This is a genomic window from Nocardia mexicana NBRC 108244 (assembly GCF_001613165.1).
GTDB classification, from domain to species: domain Bacteria; phylum Actinomycetota; class Actinomycetes; order Mycobacteriales; family Mycobacteriaceae; genus Nocardia; species Nocardia mexicana.
Window position 1 is genome coordinate 103510 of the sequence record NZ_BDBV01000024.1, and the last position, 15177, is coordinate 118686.

The 15177-nt window shown below is 70.1% G+C and carries 13 protein-coding genes; 4 read left to right on the plus strand and 9 right to left on the minus strand.

What is annotated here, in order from left to right:
• Positions 1-54 precede the first annotated feature (54 nt).
• A complete protein-coding gene (locus tag NM1_RS10335; RefSeq protein ID WP_147288793.1) occupies positions 55-1311 on the plus strand; it encodes a helix-turn-helix transcriptional regulator in 1257 nt (418 codons plus the stop codon).
• A gap of 74 nt (positions 1312-1385) precedes the next feature.
• Here NM1_RS10335 and hypE read toward each other — a convergent pair whose 3' ends face one another.
• The 5 genes from hypE to NM1_RS10360 all read right to left on the minus strand — a co-directional run bounded on the left by hypE (position 1386) and on the right by NM1_RS10360 (position 6803).
• Positions 1386-2438, minus strand: a complete 1053-nt coding sequence (gene hypE, locus NM1_RS10340; protein WP_068017269.1) for a hydrogenase expression/formation protein HypE — start codon at positions 2436-2438, stop codon at positions 1386-1388.
• Complete coding sequence (gene hypD, locus NM1_RS10345; RefSeq protein WP_068017272.1) at positions 2435-3544, minus strand: hydrogenase formation protein HypD; 1110 nt, start codon at positions 3542-3544, stop codon at positions 2435-2437. Before hypD ends, hypE begins: the two co-directional genes overlap by 4 nt.
• Positions 3541-3855: a HypC/HybG/HupF family hydrogenase formation chaperone gene (locus tag NM1_RS10350; protein WP_068017276.1), complete on the minus strand. Its 315-nt coding sequence runs from the start codon at positions 3853-3855 to the stop codon at positions 3541-3543. The genes hypD and NM1_RS10350 overlap by 4 nt, the downstream gene beginning before the upstream one ends.
• Before the next feature lie 3 nt (positions 3856-3858).
• Positions 3859-6180, minus strand: a complete 2322-nt coding sequence (hypF, locus tag NM1_RS10355) for a carbamoyltransferase HypF (RefSeq protein ID WP_307719307.1) — start codon at positions 6178-6180, stop codon at positions 3859-3861.
• Positions 6181-6290: 110 nt separating this feature from the next.
• A complete protein-coding gene (locus NM1_RS10360) occupies positions 6291-6803 on the minus strand; it encodes a flavodoxin domain-containing protein (RefSeq protein ID WP_068017504.1) in 513 nt (170 codons plus the stop codon).
• 237 nt (positions 6804-7040) lie between these two features.
• Between NM1_RS10360 and NM1_RS10365 the strand changes: the two genes are divergently transcribed.
• Both NM1_RS10365 and NM1_RS10370 read left to right on the plus strand, forming a co-directional pair.
• A complete protein-coding gene (locus NM1_RS10365; RefSeq protein ID WP_068017506.1) occupies positions 7041-7463 on the plus strand; it encodes an Hsp20/alpha crystallin family protein in 423 nt (140 codons plus the stop codon).
• A 52-nt stretch (positions 7464-7515) separates the two neighbouring features.
• Positions 7516-8442: a 1-phosphofructokinase family hexose kinase gene (locus NM1_RS10370; RefSeq protein ID WP_068017279.1), complete on the plus strand. Its 927-nt coding sequence runs from the start codon at positions 7516-7518 to the stop codon at positions 8440-8442.
• A gap of 19 nt (positions 8443-8461) precedes the next feature.
• Here NM1_RS10370 and NM1_RS10375 read toward each other — a convergent pair whose 3' ends face one another.
• Positions 8462-9409: a universal stress protein gene (locus tag NM1_RS10375; RefSeq protein ID WP_068017281.1), complete on the minus strand. Its 948-nt coding sequence runs from the start codon at positions 9407-9409 to the stop codon at positions 8462-8464.
• 122 nt (positions 9410-9531) lie between these two features.
• On the opposite strand from NM1_RS10375, the gene NM1_RS40975 reads away from it, so the two are divergent.
• Entirely contained in the window at positions 9532-9741 is a 210-nt protein-coding gene (locus tag NM1_RS40975; RefSeq protein WP_342773672.1) for a universal stress protein, read from the plus strand.
• Here NM1_RS40975 and NM1_RS10380 read toward each other — a convergent pair.
• From NM1_RS10380 to NM1_RS10390, 3 genes are read right to left on the minus strand one after another with little or no spacing between them, the layout of a single operon-like run.
• Positions 9695-12565 carry an alkaline phosphatase D family protein gene (locus NM1_RS10380; protein ID WP_068017284.1) on the minus strand — a complete coding sequence of 957 codons (2871 nt, stop codon included), beginning with the start codon at positions 12563-12565 and terminating at the stop codon, positions 9695-9697. The genes NM1_RS40975 and NM1_RS10380 overlap by 47 nt on opposite strands.
• Positions 12552-14870, minus strand: a complete 2319-nt coding sequence (locus tag NM1_RS10385; protein ID WP_068017287.1) for a PEP/pyruvate-binding domain-containing protein — start codon at positions 14868-14870, stop codon at positions 12552-12554. Before NM1_RS10385 ends, NM1_RS10380 begins: the two co-directional genes overlap by 14 nt.
• On the minus strand, positions 14867-15172 hold the full coding sequence (locus NM1_RS10390; RefSeq protein ID WP_068017290.1) for a hypothetical protein: 306 nt from the start codon (positions 15170-15172) through the stop codon (positions 14867-14869). Before NM1_RS10390 ends, NM1_RS10385 begins: the two co-directional genes overlap by 4 nt.
• Positions 15173-15177 lie beyond the last annotated feature (5 nt).

Below are 15177 nucleotides of genomic sequence, written 5' to 3' on the forward strand. Positions count from 1 at the left end.
GACATTGTCCCGGTGCGGGACACATGTGCCGCGGTCTACGATCGGGGGTGCGGGGTGCCGTCCAGGAAGGGCACACACATGAGCGAAGACCAAGTCGACATCGAGGGCCGTTACGTCGGCCAGCGAGTGCGCGAGATCCGCGCCCGGCGCGGAATCTCCCAGCAGGTTCTCGCCGACCGGATCGGGAAGAGCCGGGGCGCTGTCGCCAAGTACGAGGCCGGGGAGAGACCGGTCGACAGCCGAGCGCTATTGCACGCACTGGCACAGGCGCTCGGGGTGAACGTCGGTGACTTGACCGGTCAGGAGCAGGACCGTCTCGATCCGGTGGCCGCCGGGTTCCATGCGGCAGTGCCGGATATCGAGATCGCGCTATGGACGACCGGCGACGGAAGCCCCGCTGTCCGCCCGCGCAGTCTCGATCAACTCGCCACCGCGGCACAGCGCGCGGCCCAGTTGCGCATCGCCTGCGACTACGCGGCGCTGGGACCGATGCTCGCTCCCATGCTGACCGACTGTTACCGGTACACCCGCGACGCCACCGGCGTCGGCCGTGATCGAGCCTGGGACATCCTCGCCACCATCGCGCACACAACGTCCGCAGCGCTCAAGGCCCGCGGCTATCCCTCGCTGGCCTGGATCGCGGCACAAGAGGCGGAACGAGCAGGCGAGAACATCGGAGGCACCGCCGCATTCGCGTCGGCAGCCTTCGCCCGCAGTCAGGTTCTGCTGTCACGGCCGGGCTCGTTGACGACTGCACTGAATTACGCCGAGGACGCTGCAGCACGACTCGAAGCAGACACGAGGACGCTCGGCGAGATCGAAACCCTGGGAATGCTGCACTTGCAGTCGTCGCTCGTTACCGCCGCCCTGGGCGGCGATCCCGGGCCGCACCTGGACGAAGCCGCCGGACAGGCGGCCAGGCTCGCCCAAGCCAGCCCCGGTGAGTCCATCCTGCGCAACCCGACCTTCGGACCGGCGAATGTCCAACTATGGCGGATGTCCGCTGCCATGGAACAGCATGAGGCCGGCCAAGTTCTGGCGCTCGCGCCCGCACTCGATCCGAACGCTCTTCCCGCCGAGGGACGGCGGGCCCAGTACTTCGTCGAGATCGGCCGGGCTCACGCGCTTCAGCGCGACTATCGAGCGTCGCTACATGCGCTCCTTCGGGCCGAGCACATCGCACCCCAGCACGTCCGCAACATGAACCACGTCCGCGAACTCGTCGGCTACATGATGCGTAAGGCCCGCCGCGATCTCACCACCGGCGACCTTGGCCGCTTGGCGCAGCGGGTCGGTGCCGTACCTGCCTGACGGCAGTAGCTACCGGGACGATGCCGCCCTGGACCGGCTGGTTCGGTAACTGAAGCTGTGCGCGACGGTCCGGTTCAACAGATTCGGGGGAGCTGTTCACCGACCAGCATGTCCAGGATGCGGGTGGCGCCGATCGGTGTGCGGGTGGTGACTCGGCCGGACGGGCCTTCGGTGACGTGGCCGATGCGGCGGGCCGCGGCGCCGGCGGGCACCGACCGCATCGCGGTCAGCGCGGCGTCGGCGGCGTCGGCCGCGACGAGGGCGACCAGGCAGCCTTCGTTGGCGACGTGGAGGGGGTCGAGGCCGAGCAGTTCGCAGGCGGAGGCGACCAGGGTGGGCACCGGGACGGCGGACTCCTCGATCTCGATACCGATGCGCGAAGCGGTGGCGAGTTCGTTGAGGGCGCTGGCCAGTCCGCCACGCGTGGGATCACGCAAGGCATGCAGGCCGGGGCCGCAGACATCGACCAGGACGGTGACAAGGTCGTGCAGAGGCTGTGTGTCGGAACGGATCTCGGCTTCGAAACCGAGATCGCCCCGCGCGCAGAGGACCGCCGTACCATGCGCGCCGATCGGGCCGGATACGAGTACGACGTCCCCGGGCGTGCCTCGTATCGCGGAGGGAGTCGCGCCGGGCAGTCGCACGCCGATACCCGTTGTGGTGATGTACATTCCGTCGGCCGCCCCGCGATCGACCACCTTCGTGTCCCCGGTGACCACGCGCACCCCGCACGCCGCGGCCGCGGCGGCCACGGAGGCGGTGACGGCCCGGAGTTCGGTCAGCGGCAGCCCTTCCTCGAGGACATAGGCCAGCGACAGAGCGAGCGGGCGGGCTCCGCGCATCGCGAGATCGTTGACGGTGCCGTGTACCGCGAGCGCTCCGATATCGCCGCCGGGGAAGAACCGCGGTGTGACGACGAAGCTGTCGGTGCTGAAGACCAGGTCGGTCCCGTTGACATCGACGACCGCCGCATCCTCCAAGGGGCCGGCACAGCCGAGTTCGGAGACGATCACCCCGTCGATCAACTCGGCCATCAGCTGACCGCCCGAACCGTGCCCGAGCAACACCCGCTCGGTCTCCGTGCGGGGCAGCGGGCAACCGGCCTGCCCGGGATCCGCAACCGTCATCGGACAACCTCCAGCGGCAGTGGGCGGCGGCCCGCGGTGTAGTAGGCCGCACACGTACCTTCCGACGAAACCATCGGGGCACCGAGGGGTGTGCGGGGCGTGCAGCGGGTTCCATACGCCGGGCAGTCGGTGGGGACGGCGGTGCCGCGCAGGATGTCACCGGCAATACAGTCGGTGTCCTCGGCGGACCGGACGTCGGAGACGGCGAACCGCTGCTGGGCGTCGTGCGTGGCGAATTCGGGTGCCAGGCGCAGCCCGCTGGCAGGAATGGTGCCGATGCCGCGCCAGTCTCGTTCACCGACCCGGAAGACCCGTCGAATCGCTTCTCGCGCAGCGGTATTGCCGGATCGGCGCACCGCTCGCGAATATTGGTTCTGCAGGTCGGCGCGACCGGATTCGAGCTGCCGCACCACCATCAGGATGCCCTCGAGCAGGTCGAGTGGTTCGAATCCGGTGACGACGATCGGCACCCGGTATTTCGCGACGATGGGTTCGTACTCGGTCCAGCCCATCACGGCGCAGACATGTCCGGCGGCGAGGAATCCCTGGACGTGGTTGTCGGGGGCGTCGAGGATCGCGGTGATCGCGGGCGGGACCAGCACATGGCTGACCAGCACGCTGAAGTTGCCGACACCCGTCGCGGCGGCGTGCAGCACCGCCATCGCATTGGCGGGCGCGGTGGTCTCGAATCCGACGGCGAAGAAGACCACCTCGCGGTCCGGGTTGTCGCGGGCGACGGCCACCGCGTCCAGCGGCGAATAGACGACCCGGACGTCCCCGCCGCGCGCCTTCACCCCGAGCAGATCGCCGCTGCTCCCCGGAACCCGCAGCATGTCACCGTAACTGGTGAAGATCACCTCCGGTCGTGCGGCGATGTGCACGGCCTGGTCGATCATCTCCAGCGGCGTGACGCAGACCGGGCATCCCGGCCCGTGGATCATCCGGATACCGGCGGGCAGCAGCTCGTCGATGCCCTGCCGCACCAGCGTATGTGTTTGCCCGCCACAGACTTCCATGATCGCCCACGACCGGGTCGCGGTTGCGCGCAGCTCGTCGAGCAGCTGCCGCGCCAGGACGGGATCGCGGTATTCATCGAGGTATTTCATCCTGCCTCCAGCGGTTTCGCGGACACCGGTGGTCGATCCGCTCGGTGGGCGGGAGCCTCCGTATCCGGCCCGAGTTCGGCGGACAGGGCGTCGGGAATCGCCCGGATGACCGCCAGTGTCTCTGCCGCCTCCGCCTCGTCGACCTGGCTGATCGCGAAGCCGACGTGCACTATGACGTAGTCGCCGATCTCGGCGTCCGGCACGTAGGCCAGGCAGACGGCCCGCCGGATGCCGTCGAAGTCGACTGTTCCCATCCGCAGCGGCCCGCTGTCGGTCGCCGCGACTATCCGGCCGGGCACTCCGAGACACATCGTTCACGTCCTCCTCGTGGCCGCCGCGATCGCTGCCTGGCCGTAGCTGATTCCCCCGTCGTTCATCGGAACCCGCTCTCCTACAAGGCAGTCGAGACCGGCACGAGTCAGCCCGGCGACAACCATGTCGGTGAGCCGCGCGTTCTGGAAAACCCCGCCTCCCAGGCAGACGGTCTCGGTGTCCGCCGTCGTCGCGGCTTCGGCGGCCATGGTGACCACGACCGTCGCCACCGTCCGGTGAAAGCGCGCGGAGACTTCCCCGACGGGTTCGGCGGCGGCGAGTTCGGCCGCATGGCGCAGGGTGGGGGACGGGTCGTAGACCAGCAGCCCGTCGCGGCGGTACAGCGCCCACCGCAGCGGCCGGGTGCCGGGATGCCGCGCCGCAGCGGCCTCCAGGCGAACCGCGGCCTCGCCCTCGTAGGTATTGTCGTCGCAGACGCCCAGCAGCGCGGCGACGGCGTCGAACAGGCGGCCCGCACTGGATGCGCGCGGGCAGTTGAGGTCTCGTTCGATCATCCGGCGGACCACCTCGACCTCCCGTGCGTCGAGGCGGTCCAGCAGGGCGCGGGCCGCCCGCGTCGGGACGTGGTCGCCGAAAGACTCCGCGCCCAGCAGATATCCCAACGCCATGCGGGCAGGTCGGCGCACGGCGGCCGCGCCGCCGGGCAGCGGAGCGGTCCCGAAACGGCCGAATCGGCGGCTCCGCGTCAAGTCCGCGATCAGCACTTCACCGCCCCACAGGGTCCCGTCGTCGCCCATGCCCAATCCGTCGAGCGCCACCCCGACGAACGTGCCGGTGACACCGTGTTCGGCGGCGGTCGCGGCCACGTGCGCGTGATGGTGCTGTACCGGTATCCGCTGTTCGGCGGGCCAGCCCCGCATCGCGAACCGTGTCGACAAGTAGCCCGGATGCCGGTCGTGCGCAACGACTTCCGGCCGGGTCTCGGTCAGCAGCGACAGTGTCCGCACGGTACGTTCGAACGTGGCATGGGTCTCGGCGTTCTCCAGGTCGCCGGTGTGCGGGCCGAGGACGGCGAGCGCGTCGACGGCGAGCGTGCAGGTGTGCTTCAGCTGTGCTCCCACCGCCAATATCGGTGATGTCGCCGCGACCGGTAGCGCCACGGCGGCCGGGGAGTATCCGCGTGCCCGCCGCACCGTGGTCGCGCGGCCCGCGACCATCCGGATCACCGAATCGTCGTAGCATGCGTGAATGGGCCGATCGTGAGCCAGGATCCCGTCCGCGATCGGCAGCAACACCTCGCGGGCGGTGGCGTCGTCGATGAGTGTCGGTGTGTCACTTCTGTTTCCACTGGTGACGACCAGTGGTCTCCGCAGTTCCGAGAGCATCAGGTGATGCAGCGGACTGTAGGGCAGAAAAACGCCGATATCCGGCGAACCGGGCGCGATCGCGGCGGCAGCCGGAGCATCGTGCCGACGCGGGAGCAATACGATCGGCGCGGCCGGTGAGCGCAGGAGTTCGCTCGCGGCCTCGTCGATGACGCCCAATTCCTCCGCCGCCGCGAGATCGGCGGCCATGACCGCGAGCGGTTTGACGGGCCGCGGCTTGGCCTTTCGCAACCGGGCGACGGTCTCGTCGGCCGCGGCGTCGCACACCAGCTGATATCCCCCGATCCCTTTGACCGCGACGATCCCACCCGACGCGATTACCGCACAGGCCGCCTGCAACGCGTGCTCACCCGTGGCGGATGGCTTCTCGCCGGTGTGCCACACGAGTCGGGGGCCACACGCCGGACAGCAGGTCGGTTCGGCGTGAAAACGCCGGTCCGCCGGATCCCGGTACTCACGCGCGCACGCCGGGCACATCGGGAAGACACGCATGGCGGTGCGCTGCCGGTCGTAGGGAAGGGCATCGATGACGGTCGCCCGCGGCCCGCAGTCCGTGCAGTTCAGGAACGGGTAGCGGTAACGCCGGTCCGCGGGATCGAACAGCTCTCGCAGGCAGGCCGTGCAGGTGGCGAGATCGACCGGGATCTGCGGCGGCACCGGACTGCCGCGGACACTCCCCACCACGGTGAACCGGGACCCGGCCACGGATCGGGCGGACAGCGGCATCGTCTCGACCCGGTCGATCCGCGCGGATGCCGGTGCCGAACCCTCCAGGCGGGCAAGGAAATCCGCCACGACGGGCTCCGGGCCGCGCACGCGAATGTCGACCGATCCACCTCGGTTGCGTACATCGCCGGTCAGACCCAGGCCGGTGGCGAGCCGGTACACGAAGGGCCGGAAGCCGACCCCCTGTACCACGCCGTGAACCTGGATCCGCAGACCCCGCAGCGCGGGGGACGATCTCACATTCGCGTGCACCCACCCACGATGTCTGTCGGCTACGCGGATGCCACAGAGCCGAAGGTCCCCTGTTCAGGGGCGATGCGGCAACGGCAACCGCTCCGAACGGACATCCGCACTCGCCCGGGTCAGCGCAGCTGATAGGTGAGCTCTGCGGCGATACCGCTCGCCCACGCGATGATGCGTTCCCTGTTCCGGAAATCACCGGCGTGCGTCTTGGCCATCGCGGACGCTGGGAAGCCGCGCGCATCGGGCGTGAGGCGGCCACCGAAAAGGGTGTAGCCGCGGGCGTCGAGGCGGTCGGCGGCCTTGCGGACCGCGTTGGCGCCCGGAATCTTGCCCGGATCCGATCGGTCGGCGGAGTCGTCCAGCGGGCCGCTGGCGAACAGCCATACCGGCCTGGTCCGCAATTGAGCCGCGAATCGGCGGGAGAAGCGCCGAGCGTCCCGATGCCAGCGGCCCGCATACAGTGCGCCCCCGAGAATCACGGCGCAGTAGTTGTCGAGCGACTGGACATGATCTGCCGATCTCGCCTCGGCGGCAATGTGTTCCGAGCGTAGCGCCTCGGCTATCCACCCGGCGATTTCGGCGGTGCCGCCGCGCTTGGAACCGTAGGCAACCAGAACTGGATCTTGTGACATCATCTTCCTCCTTACCCGCTAGTCGACTCCGCTCGGCGCCGGTCGGCCAGTGTCGAAAGTCCCGGTGTCCTCGGCATCCGGAGATGCGGAAGGTCCCGGCGCGGCCCGTGTGATGCGGCGGGGTCGGCGTCGGGACCTCGGTCACCGGACTGAACTACCCGATGCCCTACATGCCGAGCGGTTCCCGACGTGAAATCGACGGTGTCGGAAATATATTCGTCTCTCCGAGGAGTGATCATGAGTCTGCTTCCCGCTCACCGGCCGGGTTCGCTGCTGGCGGAATTCACCGATCTGTGGAATGCCTTCCCGCCCGGTCTGGTACCGGTCTTCGGCACCCATCCGATGCGCGTCGAAGACACCGTGGAGGACGGCCGCTATGTGGTGCGCGCCGAGATCCCCGGTATCGATCCGGCGAAGGATGTCGAGGTGACGGTGCACAACGGGCAGCTCACTATCCGGGCCGAGCGCAGTGAAAAGCACGAGGGGAAGGGCCGTTCGGAGTTCAGCTACGGCTCGTTCGCGCGCACGGTGACGCTGCCGTCGGGTGCCCAGGACGAGGGTATCGACGCCAGCTACGCCAAGGGCATCCTCACCGTTTCGGTGCCGCTGAAGGAGCCGAAGGAACAGGTGAAGAAGGTCGAGGTCAAGCCCGGCGAATAGCCGGTAGGCGGCGGATCCCCCGGGATTCGGCGGATTTCGGGAAGGGACGGCGATGTCGATCGTTACGCTCACGATGAACCCTGCGGTCGATATCGCCACCCGCACCGGTGCCGTGGTTACCACGGACAAAATGCGCTGTGCCACACCGCGGTTCGATCCGGGCGGCGGTGGCGTCAATGTCGCCCGAACCGCCGGGGTGCTCGGGGAGCCCGTGATCGCGGTGTTCCCGGCGGGCGGGCATACGGGGCGTCTGCTCGCCGATCTGGTCCGGGCCGCGGATGTGCCGTGCCGGGCGGTGCCGGTGGCGGAGCCGACCCGCGAGAGTTTCTCGGTCACCGACACCGGTGCCGGTAGCCAGTACCGTTTCGTGTTCCCCGGCGCGCGGCTGACCCCGGCCGAACAGCATCGTTGCCTGGCGACGGTCGAGAAGGTGGCCCAGGGCGCACGTTTTCTGGTTGTCAGCGGCAGCCTACCGCCCGGTGTCCCGGCGGATTTCTATCAGCAGGTGTCCGATCTCGCAGGGGTACTGGAGGTTCCGCTGATAGTCGACACCTCCGGGCCGTCGCTGCGGGAATTGCGCGGCGGCGTCCTGCTGCTCAAGCCGAGCCTGCGGGAGCTCGCCGAGTATGCCGGCCGCCCGCTGGCGGGCCGTGGCGAGCAAGTGACGGCGGCGCGCGAGCTGATCGCCGCGGGTGTGTCGCGGATCGTGGTGGTGTCGCTGGGTGCCGCGGGAGCGTTGGCCGTGACCGCGGGGGAACACCAGTGGTTCGCACCGGTGGCGGTGCCTGTGCGCAGCGGCATCGGTGCGGGCGACGCGATGGTCGCGGGTATCACCGTCGGCCTCGCGCGCGGTGCCGACCTCGGTGACGCGGTGCGCCTGGGTATCGCCGCGGCCACGGCCGCCCTCACCACACCGGGCACCGGTGTGGGGACGCGGTCCCGGATCGAGCAGATGTATCGGCAGTCCGGTTTCCGGTGAGGCCGTCGCCGGCGGCTGGTCAGGCGTTGCTGTCCGGTTGGGGCGGGCGTTCGGCCGGGTGCACGACGACGACCGGGCAATGCGCGTGCTGCACAAGGTAATTGGCAGTGGATCCGAGCAGCAGGCCGGTGAGTCCGCCGTGCCCGCGGCTGCCCACGACGACCAATTGCGCGGTGTGCGACCACTGTTGCAGCTGTGCCGCGGGATCGGACAGGTAGATGTAGCGAGTCACGCTGACATCGGGGTACTTCTCCTGCCATCCGGCCAGTCGTTCGGCGAGGATCGCCTCCTCGGTCTGTTCGAAATCGGCGCCGGGCGGCAACAGATCGTCGCGGGCTCCGTGGCGTCCGAAGTTCCAGTCGCTCCAGGTGTGTACGGCGATCAGGTCCGTGCGCCGCGCGGCGGCCTCGGAGAAGGCGGTGGCGATCGCTGCCTCGCTGGTCGGCGTGCCGTCGACCCCGACCACGACCGGTCCGCCGGTGTGGACGGCATCGCCGGCGTCCGGGTCGGTGCGGACCACGATGACCGTGCCCGCGGCGTGGGCGGTGACGGTCAGGAGTGTGGAGCCCAGATGGGTGAGCGTGCCCGACGAACCGGTCGCTCCGAGTACGACGGCATACGCCTCGGCGCTGTGGTCGATGAGCAACGCGGCTCCGCGGTCGTTCGTGAGCGCCGTGGTCACCGGCAGTTCGGGGGCGATCTCACGCACCAGTTGCTCGGCCCGCTCGACGATGTCGTATCCCCGGGTGCGGGCGGCCTCGACCGCCGGTGCCGCGGTGACCGCGTAGGCACCGAACCGGGCGCCGATACGGGCCAGGTTCATGCCGTGCGCGATCTGGAGCGGGCGGCCGCGCCGGACGGCGAACTGCGCCGCCCACCGCAGCGCGGTCTCGGCTCCGGGTGAGCCGTCGACGCCGACGAGCACCGGGGCGGTCGCCGGTCGGTGGGGATCATCGTGGTGAGTCATGAGTTCTCCTCGGAGACAGGAGTTTCGCGGTCGCCGTTCCCGGCGCCAACCTCACAGTACGATCCACCGCGCCCGGTCGGACGCTGCCGACTGTCACCGCACCCCGGGGACGAAAGCCCCGGATCCGGCGGGAGGCGCGGATCCGGCGAGAGGCGCGGATGCTCGTGCTCGGCAGCCGCGGGTTCGGATCGCTGCGGCGGAGACTGCTGGGATCGGTATGTTCCGCGCTGCTGCAGTCGGTGCAATGCCCGATCGTCGTCGTCCGCGAGGGCACTGGTCTCGGCGTCACGGGCCGCCCTGGACGCGTGGAACCGAGTATTCGTATCGGGTGAGAACTGTCCCGTCCCAACGCTTCCCGGTCAGCGTCACTGTGACGGTGGCGCCGTTGTCCGTGACGTCGAGCACTCCGTACCGGCCTCCGCCCGGGAAGGTGCCTTCGCTGTAAGGGCCGCCCTTCACGCTGCCGGGGCGGTCCAGCGAGGCTGCCTGCAGGATCGGGAACCCGGCGCCGCCCTGAGACGAGTAGTCGCTGTTGGTCCCGTCGTCGATCGCGACCATATGTGCGTCACCGCCGACCGATACCAGGTTGCGGACATTCGCGGCGGCCAGGGCGTCGGCGATCCGCTGCCGCTCGTCGGCATGCCCGGCCCACCCGTCGGCGCCGGGCCGGGCCGCGCCGATCCACGGCACCGAGTTGCCCCACACCACCAGTGCGTGGGTGCGGCTGGACTGCACCAATTCGTCTGTCAACCAACGTAATTGCTCCGTGCCGAGCATGGATGTCTCGGTCTCGGCGGACCGGTCGTCGGTGAGGACGAAACGCACCCGGCCGATGGTGAACGCCTGGTTGACGGTGCCGCTGGCGGAGGTGAAGGGATAGTGCGGCACCGTGGTGCCGAAGGCGGTCCGGGACGCCTCGCGGCCGGGCGCGGCGGCTCCGGCATCGTTGGGGCCGTAGTCGTGGTCGTCCCAGACGTAGGCGATGGGATTGCTGCGATAGAGCGCGGCCTGTCCGGGCCGGGTGAGCAGCCGGTCGTAAGCGGCGAAGAACGGTGCGGGAGTGGTGCTTTCGATATTCGCGTAGTGCAGGTCGCCGAGGGCGAGATAGAACAGCGCCTGCTCGGCGGCGAGGGCGTCGAAGACGGCGCCGTTGGAGCCGACCCGGGCGCACGCCCCGACGGTCACCCGAAACGACATGGGCCCGTCCACCGGCGTGGTGAAGCGGCCGATTCCCCGCGTGCTGTCCGGTGTGCCGTCGACAACGACGGTATAGGCGTACCGGGTACCGGGACGCAGCCCCTCGGCGCGCATGCGGGCGATCCGGTGCTCGCCCGCCGCGACCGGCGCCGTGTCGACGGCAGTGCCGTCGTCCGCGACGATTCGCAGCGCGGCGTCCCGGTGCCCGGCGGCCAGGCGGGCGGTGACGGTGAGGCCGTCCGGGCGCAGCTCGCCCGACCACACCCAGTCGACACGGTCCACCGCCAGCGCGGGCGCCGTGCTCTCCGGATGCGTCGGCCCGAAGTAGATCGCGTAGACGCGGCTGGCGCCCACCCAGGTGGCGCCGAGCAGCAGCAGGGTGACGATCGCCAGGACGAGGAGTTCGAGTGCGGTGCGCCGGTGTTGCCAGCTCAGCCATAGCAGGACCGACGGGACCATCGCGCCTCCCGCTAGGGCCATCGCATAGATCGGCTGGTATTCGACCGCGGCGAAGATACCCAGCATCGTCGCGGCCAGAGCGATCAGTACCGCGCCCAGCGCCTCCCACCGCCACGACAGCAGCGCACCGATCGAGACGACACCCGCGAGCGCCAGCTGCACGGGAGTCTCGACAGCGCTGCCGAAGACGAAACCCTCTCCGCTGGAGGGCACTCCGACGGTGACGGTGAGCACGGCCAGCGTCACCGCCACCGCGCCCGCGGACAGATGGGCGAAAAGCCGGACGATCTGGGCGCCGGAAACGGACAGTGGTATCGCGCCGCGCGGAGCGGGCGAACGAAGGTGCGAATGTGGTGACCACAGGCAGCCGCGACAGGCGACGTGCGCGCGAGGGCGTTCGACCACCCAGCGCGCGCCCAGCACGAGTGCCAGTCCGATGCCCGCGCCGCCGAGGACATCGGTCGGCCAGTGCAGGCCCTCGGCGACCCGATCCGCCGCCGCCGCCACCGCGGCCGCACCCAGCACGATGGTGAGCGGCGCGACGAGGCGACGCCGGTGCGTCAGTGTGGCCAGCGCGAGCGGAACCAATCCCGCGATCACGACCGCCTGGATGATATGGCCGCTCGGATAGGAATCCACCGCGCCCGCCATCGGTCCGCCGGGCGGGCGGCCGCGCTCGATCAACGTCCGCAGTCCGGCGCTGGCCAGCAGCCCGAAACCGGTCGCCGTGGCATAGGCGACGGCCAGCGCGCGACAGCGCAGCGTGGCCAGGCCGACCAGGACGACCAGTGCCACTACGGTTCTCGTGTCGAAAGCGAACGTCGTGAACCGTGACCACGGCACCGCGGACAACCCCCTGAACCAGTCCGCGACCGAGCGATCGAAGCCGGCGACGACATACGGCGACGCGGCGACCACCAGCGACAGCAGGCTCGACGCCGCCAGCGCGGCGAGGAATCCGGCGCCGAGCTGCCAGGGCGGCTGGGCGAGCCATTGCTCGCCCTCCACCGGACGGGTCGTCAGCGGGGTATTGGTGAGTGTCCGGCTCACCGTCGGCGGCGGTGCCGGATACCGGGCGAACACGATCGCGGCCACCGTGCCGTAGTAGCCGGCGATGGCCACGACACCCAGCGACAGGCACAGCAGCCACGCGATATCGGCCACCCATCCCGGTTGCTGGAAATAGTTCGCGACCGAGCCGATCGTCACGTACACCGCACCGCCCCACAGCGTCAGGGCGATCAGCAGATACACCGGCCGCGGGCGCAGGCCGCGGCGGGCAGGCGAATCCGGGTCGTGTGTGGCGGTGGTGAACCTCGCGACCGCGTGTCCGTCGATCGCGGATCGCTTGGCGCGCGCGGCGTCGCCGCTGCTTCGAACGAGTTCGCGCAGCTCACTGGCCAGCCAGAACAGGAGCCCGACACTCATGATGGCGGGAACGAAGATGTGGAGCCGATCGGCGCCGAGCAGCGCGGCGCGGTCACGGTCACGAGTGCTCATCGGCGGGCCCCTCGTCGAGAATCGTCACGGTGCCGGAGTCTCCGTCCACCTCGATACGGCGCCCGTCGAGAGAGCGCGCGGCCCCGGGCAGGTGGAACACGGCGGGTACCCCGAACTCGCGAGCGAGGATCGCGGCATGCGACAGTGGGCCGCCCTGCTCGATCACCATGGCGCCGCAACGCATCAGCAGCGGCGCCCAGGACGGGTCCGTGGTGACCGCCAGCAGGATCTCGTCCGATGCCAGCGGCTGCCCGGGTGCGGTGAGCCGGCGCGCGATGCCCCGGAAGTGTCCGCCGCTGGCCGCCCACCCTTCGAGACGCCGTGCGCCGGCCGGTGGCGGGGGAGCGACGGATTCCGGGAGTCCGCGGAATGTCGACGGCAAGGGATCGAGCTGTTCCTGTCGGTGCAGCCGTCGCCTGCGGCGGTCCAGCAGGGCGGGCGGTGGTGCGAGTGATCCGGTTGCGAGCGAACGAAACTCGGCGAGCGTGAGCAGCTGGATATCGGACGGTCGCGGCAACGCACCCGCGGCCTCGAACCGGCGCCCGAACTCCAGATGTACTCGGCGAATTTCTCCGCCCAGCAGCAGAATCGCGTGTTTGGCGCGCTCCCGGCGCTCGAACTGGCCACTCGCCTCGGTGGTCAGCCGTTCGATCCGACGGCGGCGCAGCCAGCGGGTGAGGCCCGGTTTCGGCCAGCGTGGGCCGGTGCTGAGCGCCGAGATCACCGACTCCGCCGACCCGGTCTCCTCGGATCCCGCGGGCACCGGAGGCCGCAGGCCGGACTCCAGCCAGGTGGGTCCGGTCGGGATGGCCATGGACGCGCCCGGACGGACGGTGACGGCACCGGCCGGGACAGTGAGCGTATTCGCGAGCGCCGCCGCGGCGGCCGGAGCGAGGTAGCGGTCGAGCAGGCGGCGCACCCCCTGGTGGATGGCTCCGGCGTCCGCCGCGACGATGACCTCCGCCGCCATGGCGCGCGTTGCCAGATCGAGCAGCGCGAGGTGATACCGCAGCAGCGCGCGATTATCCAGAGTATCGAGAATCGGCTCGCTGGAATAGATTTCGTCGGCGGCATGGATCACCGTATCGGCGTCGAAGCAGGCTCGGCGTCGAGCACGGGTGGCGCGGACGCGGTGACCCGTCGCCGCGATGCGGTCGCGCGGGCGGCTCGGCGCCGCCTCCGACATGTCGGCCGCGCCGACCAGCGCGGCATCCAGCGCGGCGCGTCCGTGAATTCGCCGGAGCAGTCGATGCGGAGGTTCGATGTCGTCCTGCGGCAGTGTGCCGAGCGCGTCGAGCATGGACCGCAGCGCTTCCTCGACCAGGTGGGAGCAGATATCCCAGCGCAGCGGCGCGAGGACGCCCGGCAGCATCTCGGCGATGCCCGAGGTGGTGAACTCGCGATCCGAAAGATCCTGCGGCGCAGAGTCGACGGGGTCCTGGTCCGTGCCGAGGATCGTGATCGGGCGCGCCTGTACGACCCACAGCCGCGATCCGTCCCACGCCCACTCCACATCCTGGGGCCGTCCCGTATGGCGCTCGATGTCCCGAGCCGTCGCGAGTAGCGGCTCGATCTCCGGGGCCGCGTGCGCGGGCGGCGTCCCGCCGGGTGCGAGCAGCACCTGCGGGGTCTGTCTGCCGGAGACGAGTACGTCGGCGAGTCCGTGCACCGTCTCGATACGCACGGTGCCCGCGGGGCCCGTCGGATCCTGCGTGAACAGGACGCCGCTGCGCACCGCCGGAATCATCGGCATGATCAGCGCCGCCATCGCCGCACCCTCGTCGGCGACTCCGAGAGCCCGTCGGTAGGCGCGCGGGGCGGGATGGTGCAACGACGAGAACACCGACAGCACAGCGCGCTCGACGGCCGCGGGGTCGGCTGGATCCACATCGAGGATCGACACGTACTGCCCTGCGAACGACGAGGCGTCCATATCCTCCACCGTCGCCGACGAGCGGACTGCGACGCGCCCGCCACCGCCGACGCGGGCGGCCACGGCGGTGATGCGCTCGACCAATTCCTCGGGCAGCCCCGCGCGCCGGAATGCGGCATCGATTTCGGCGGTGCTCACGTCCGGCCGGCGGTCGAGACGCGCGAGCAGCGCCTCGATCTCGGGTGCGCCCGCCACCTCGCGATACGCGGATGCGGTGACGCAGGCGGCGGGCGGTACCGGGATGTGCCAGCCGATCAGGCGGTCGAGTGCGGCCGCCTTACCGCCGACCAGTTCGCCGCTCGCGCCTGCGCCGTCGAGCACCAGGAGCTCCGGCCGCGTCGTCGTGGTTTCGGGCAGCTCGGTGCGCGTCATAGTGGTTCGCGATCGTCGGTGAGTCCGGCCCGGTAGGCGGCGACTGCACGATCGGCGATCCGGTCGGCGGCTTCGCCGCTGTCCGCGGCACGAATCGCCAGCCACCGCGCGAGATCTCGTCGCAGGGTGATCGACGGGCGGCCGGCCCAGTGCGAGGCCGCCGAGACCGAGCCCAGTACGACGATCACGCCGAATACCGCGACCAGATCCCAGGTGCGGCCGGTCGCGGCGTCGATGAGTCCGATACCGGCGACGACGGCGATGACCACGGCCACCCAGCGGGAACGAGTATTCGTGGTCATCTGCT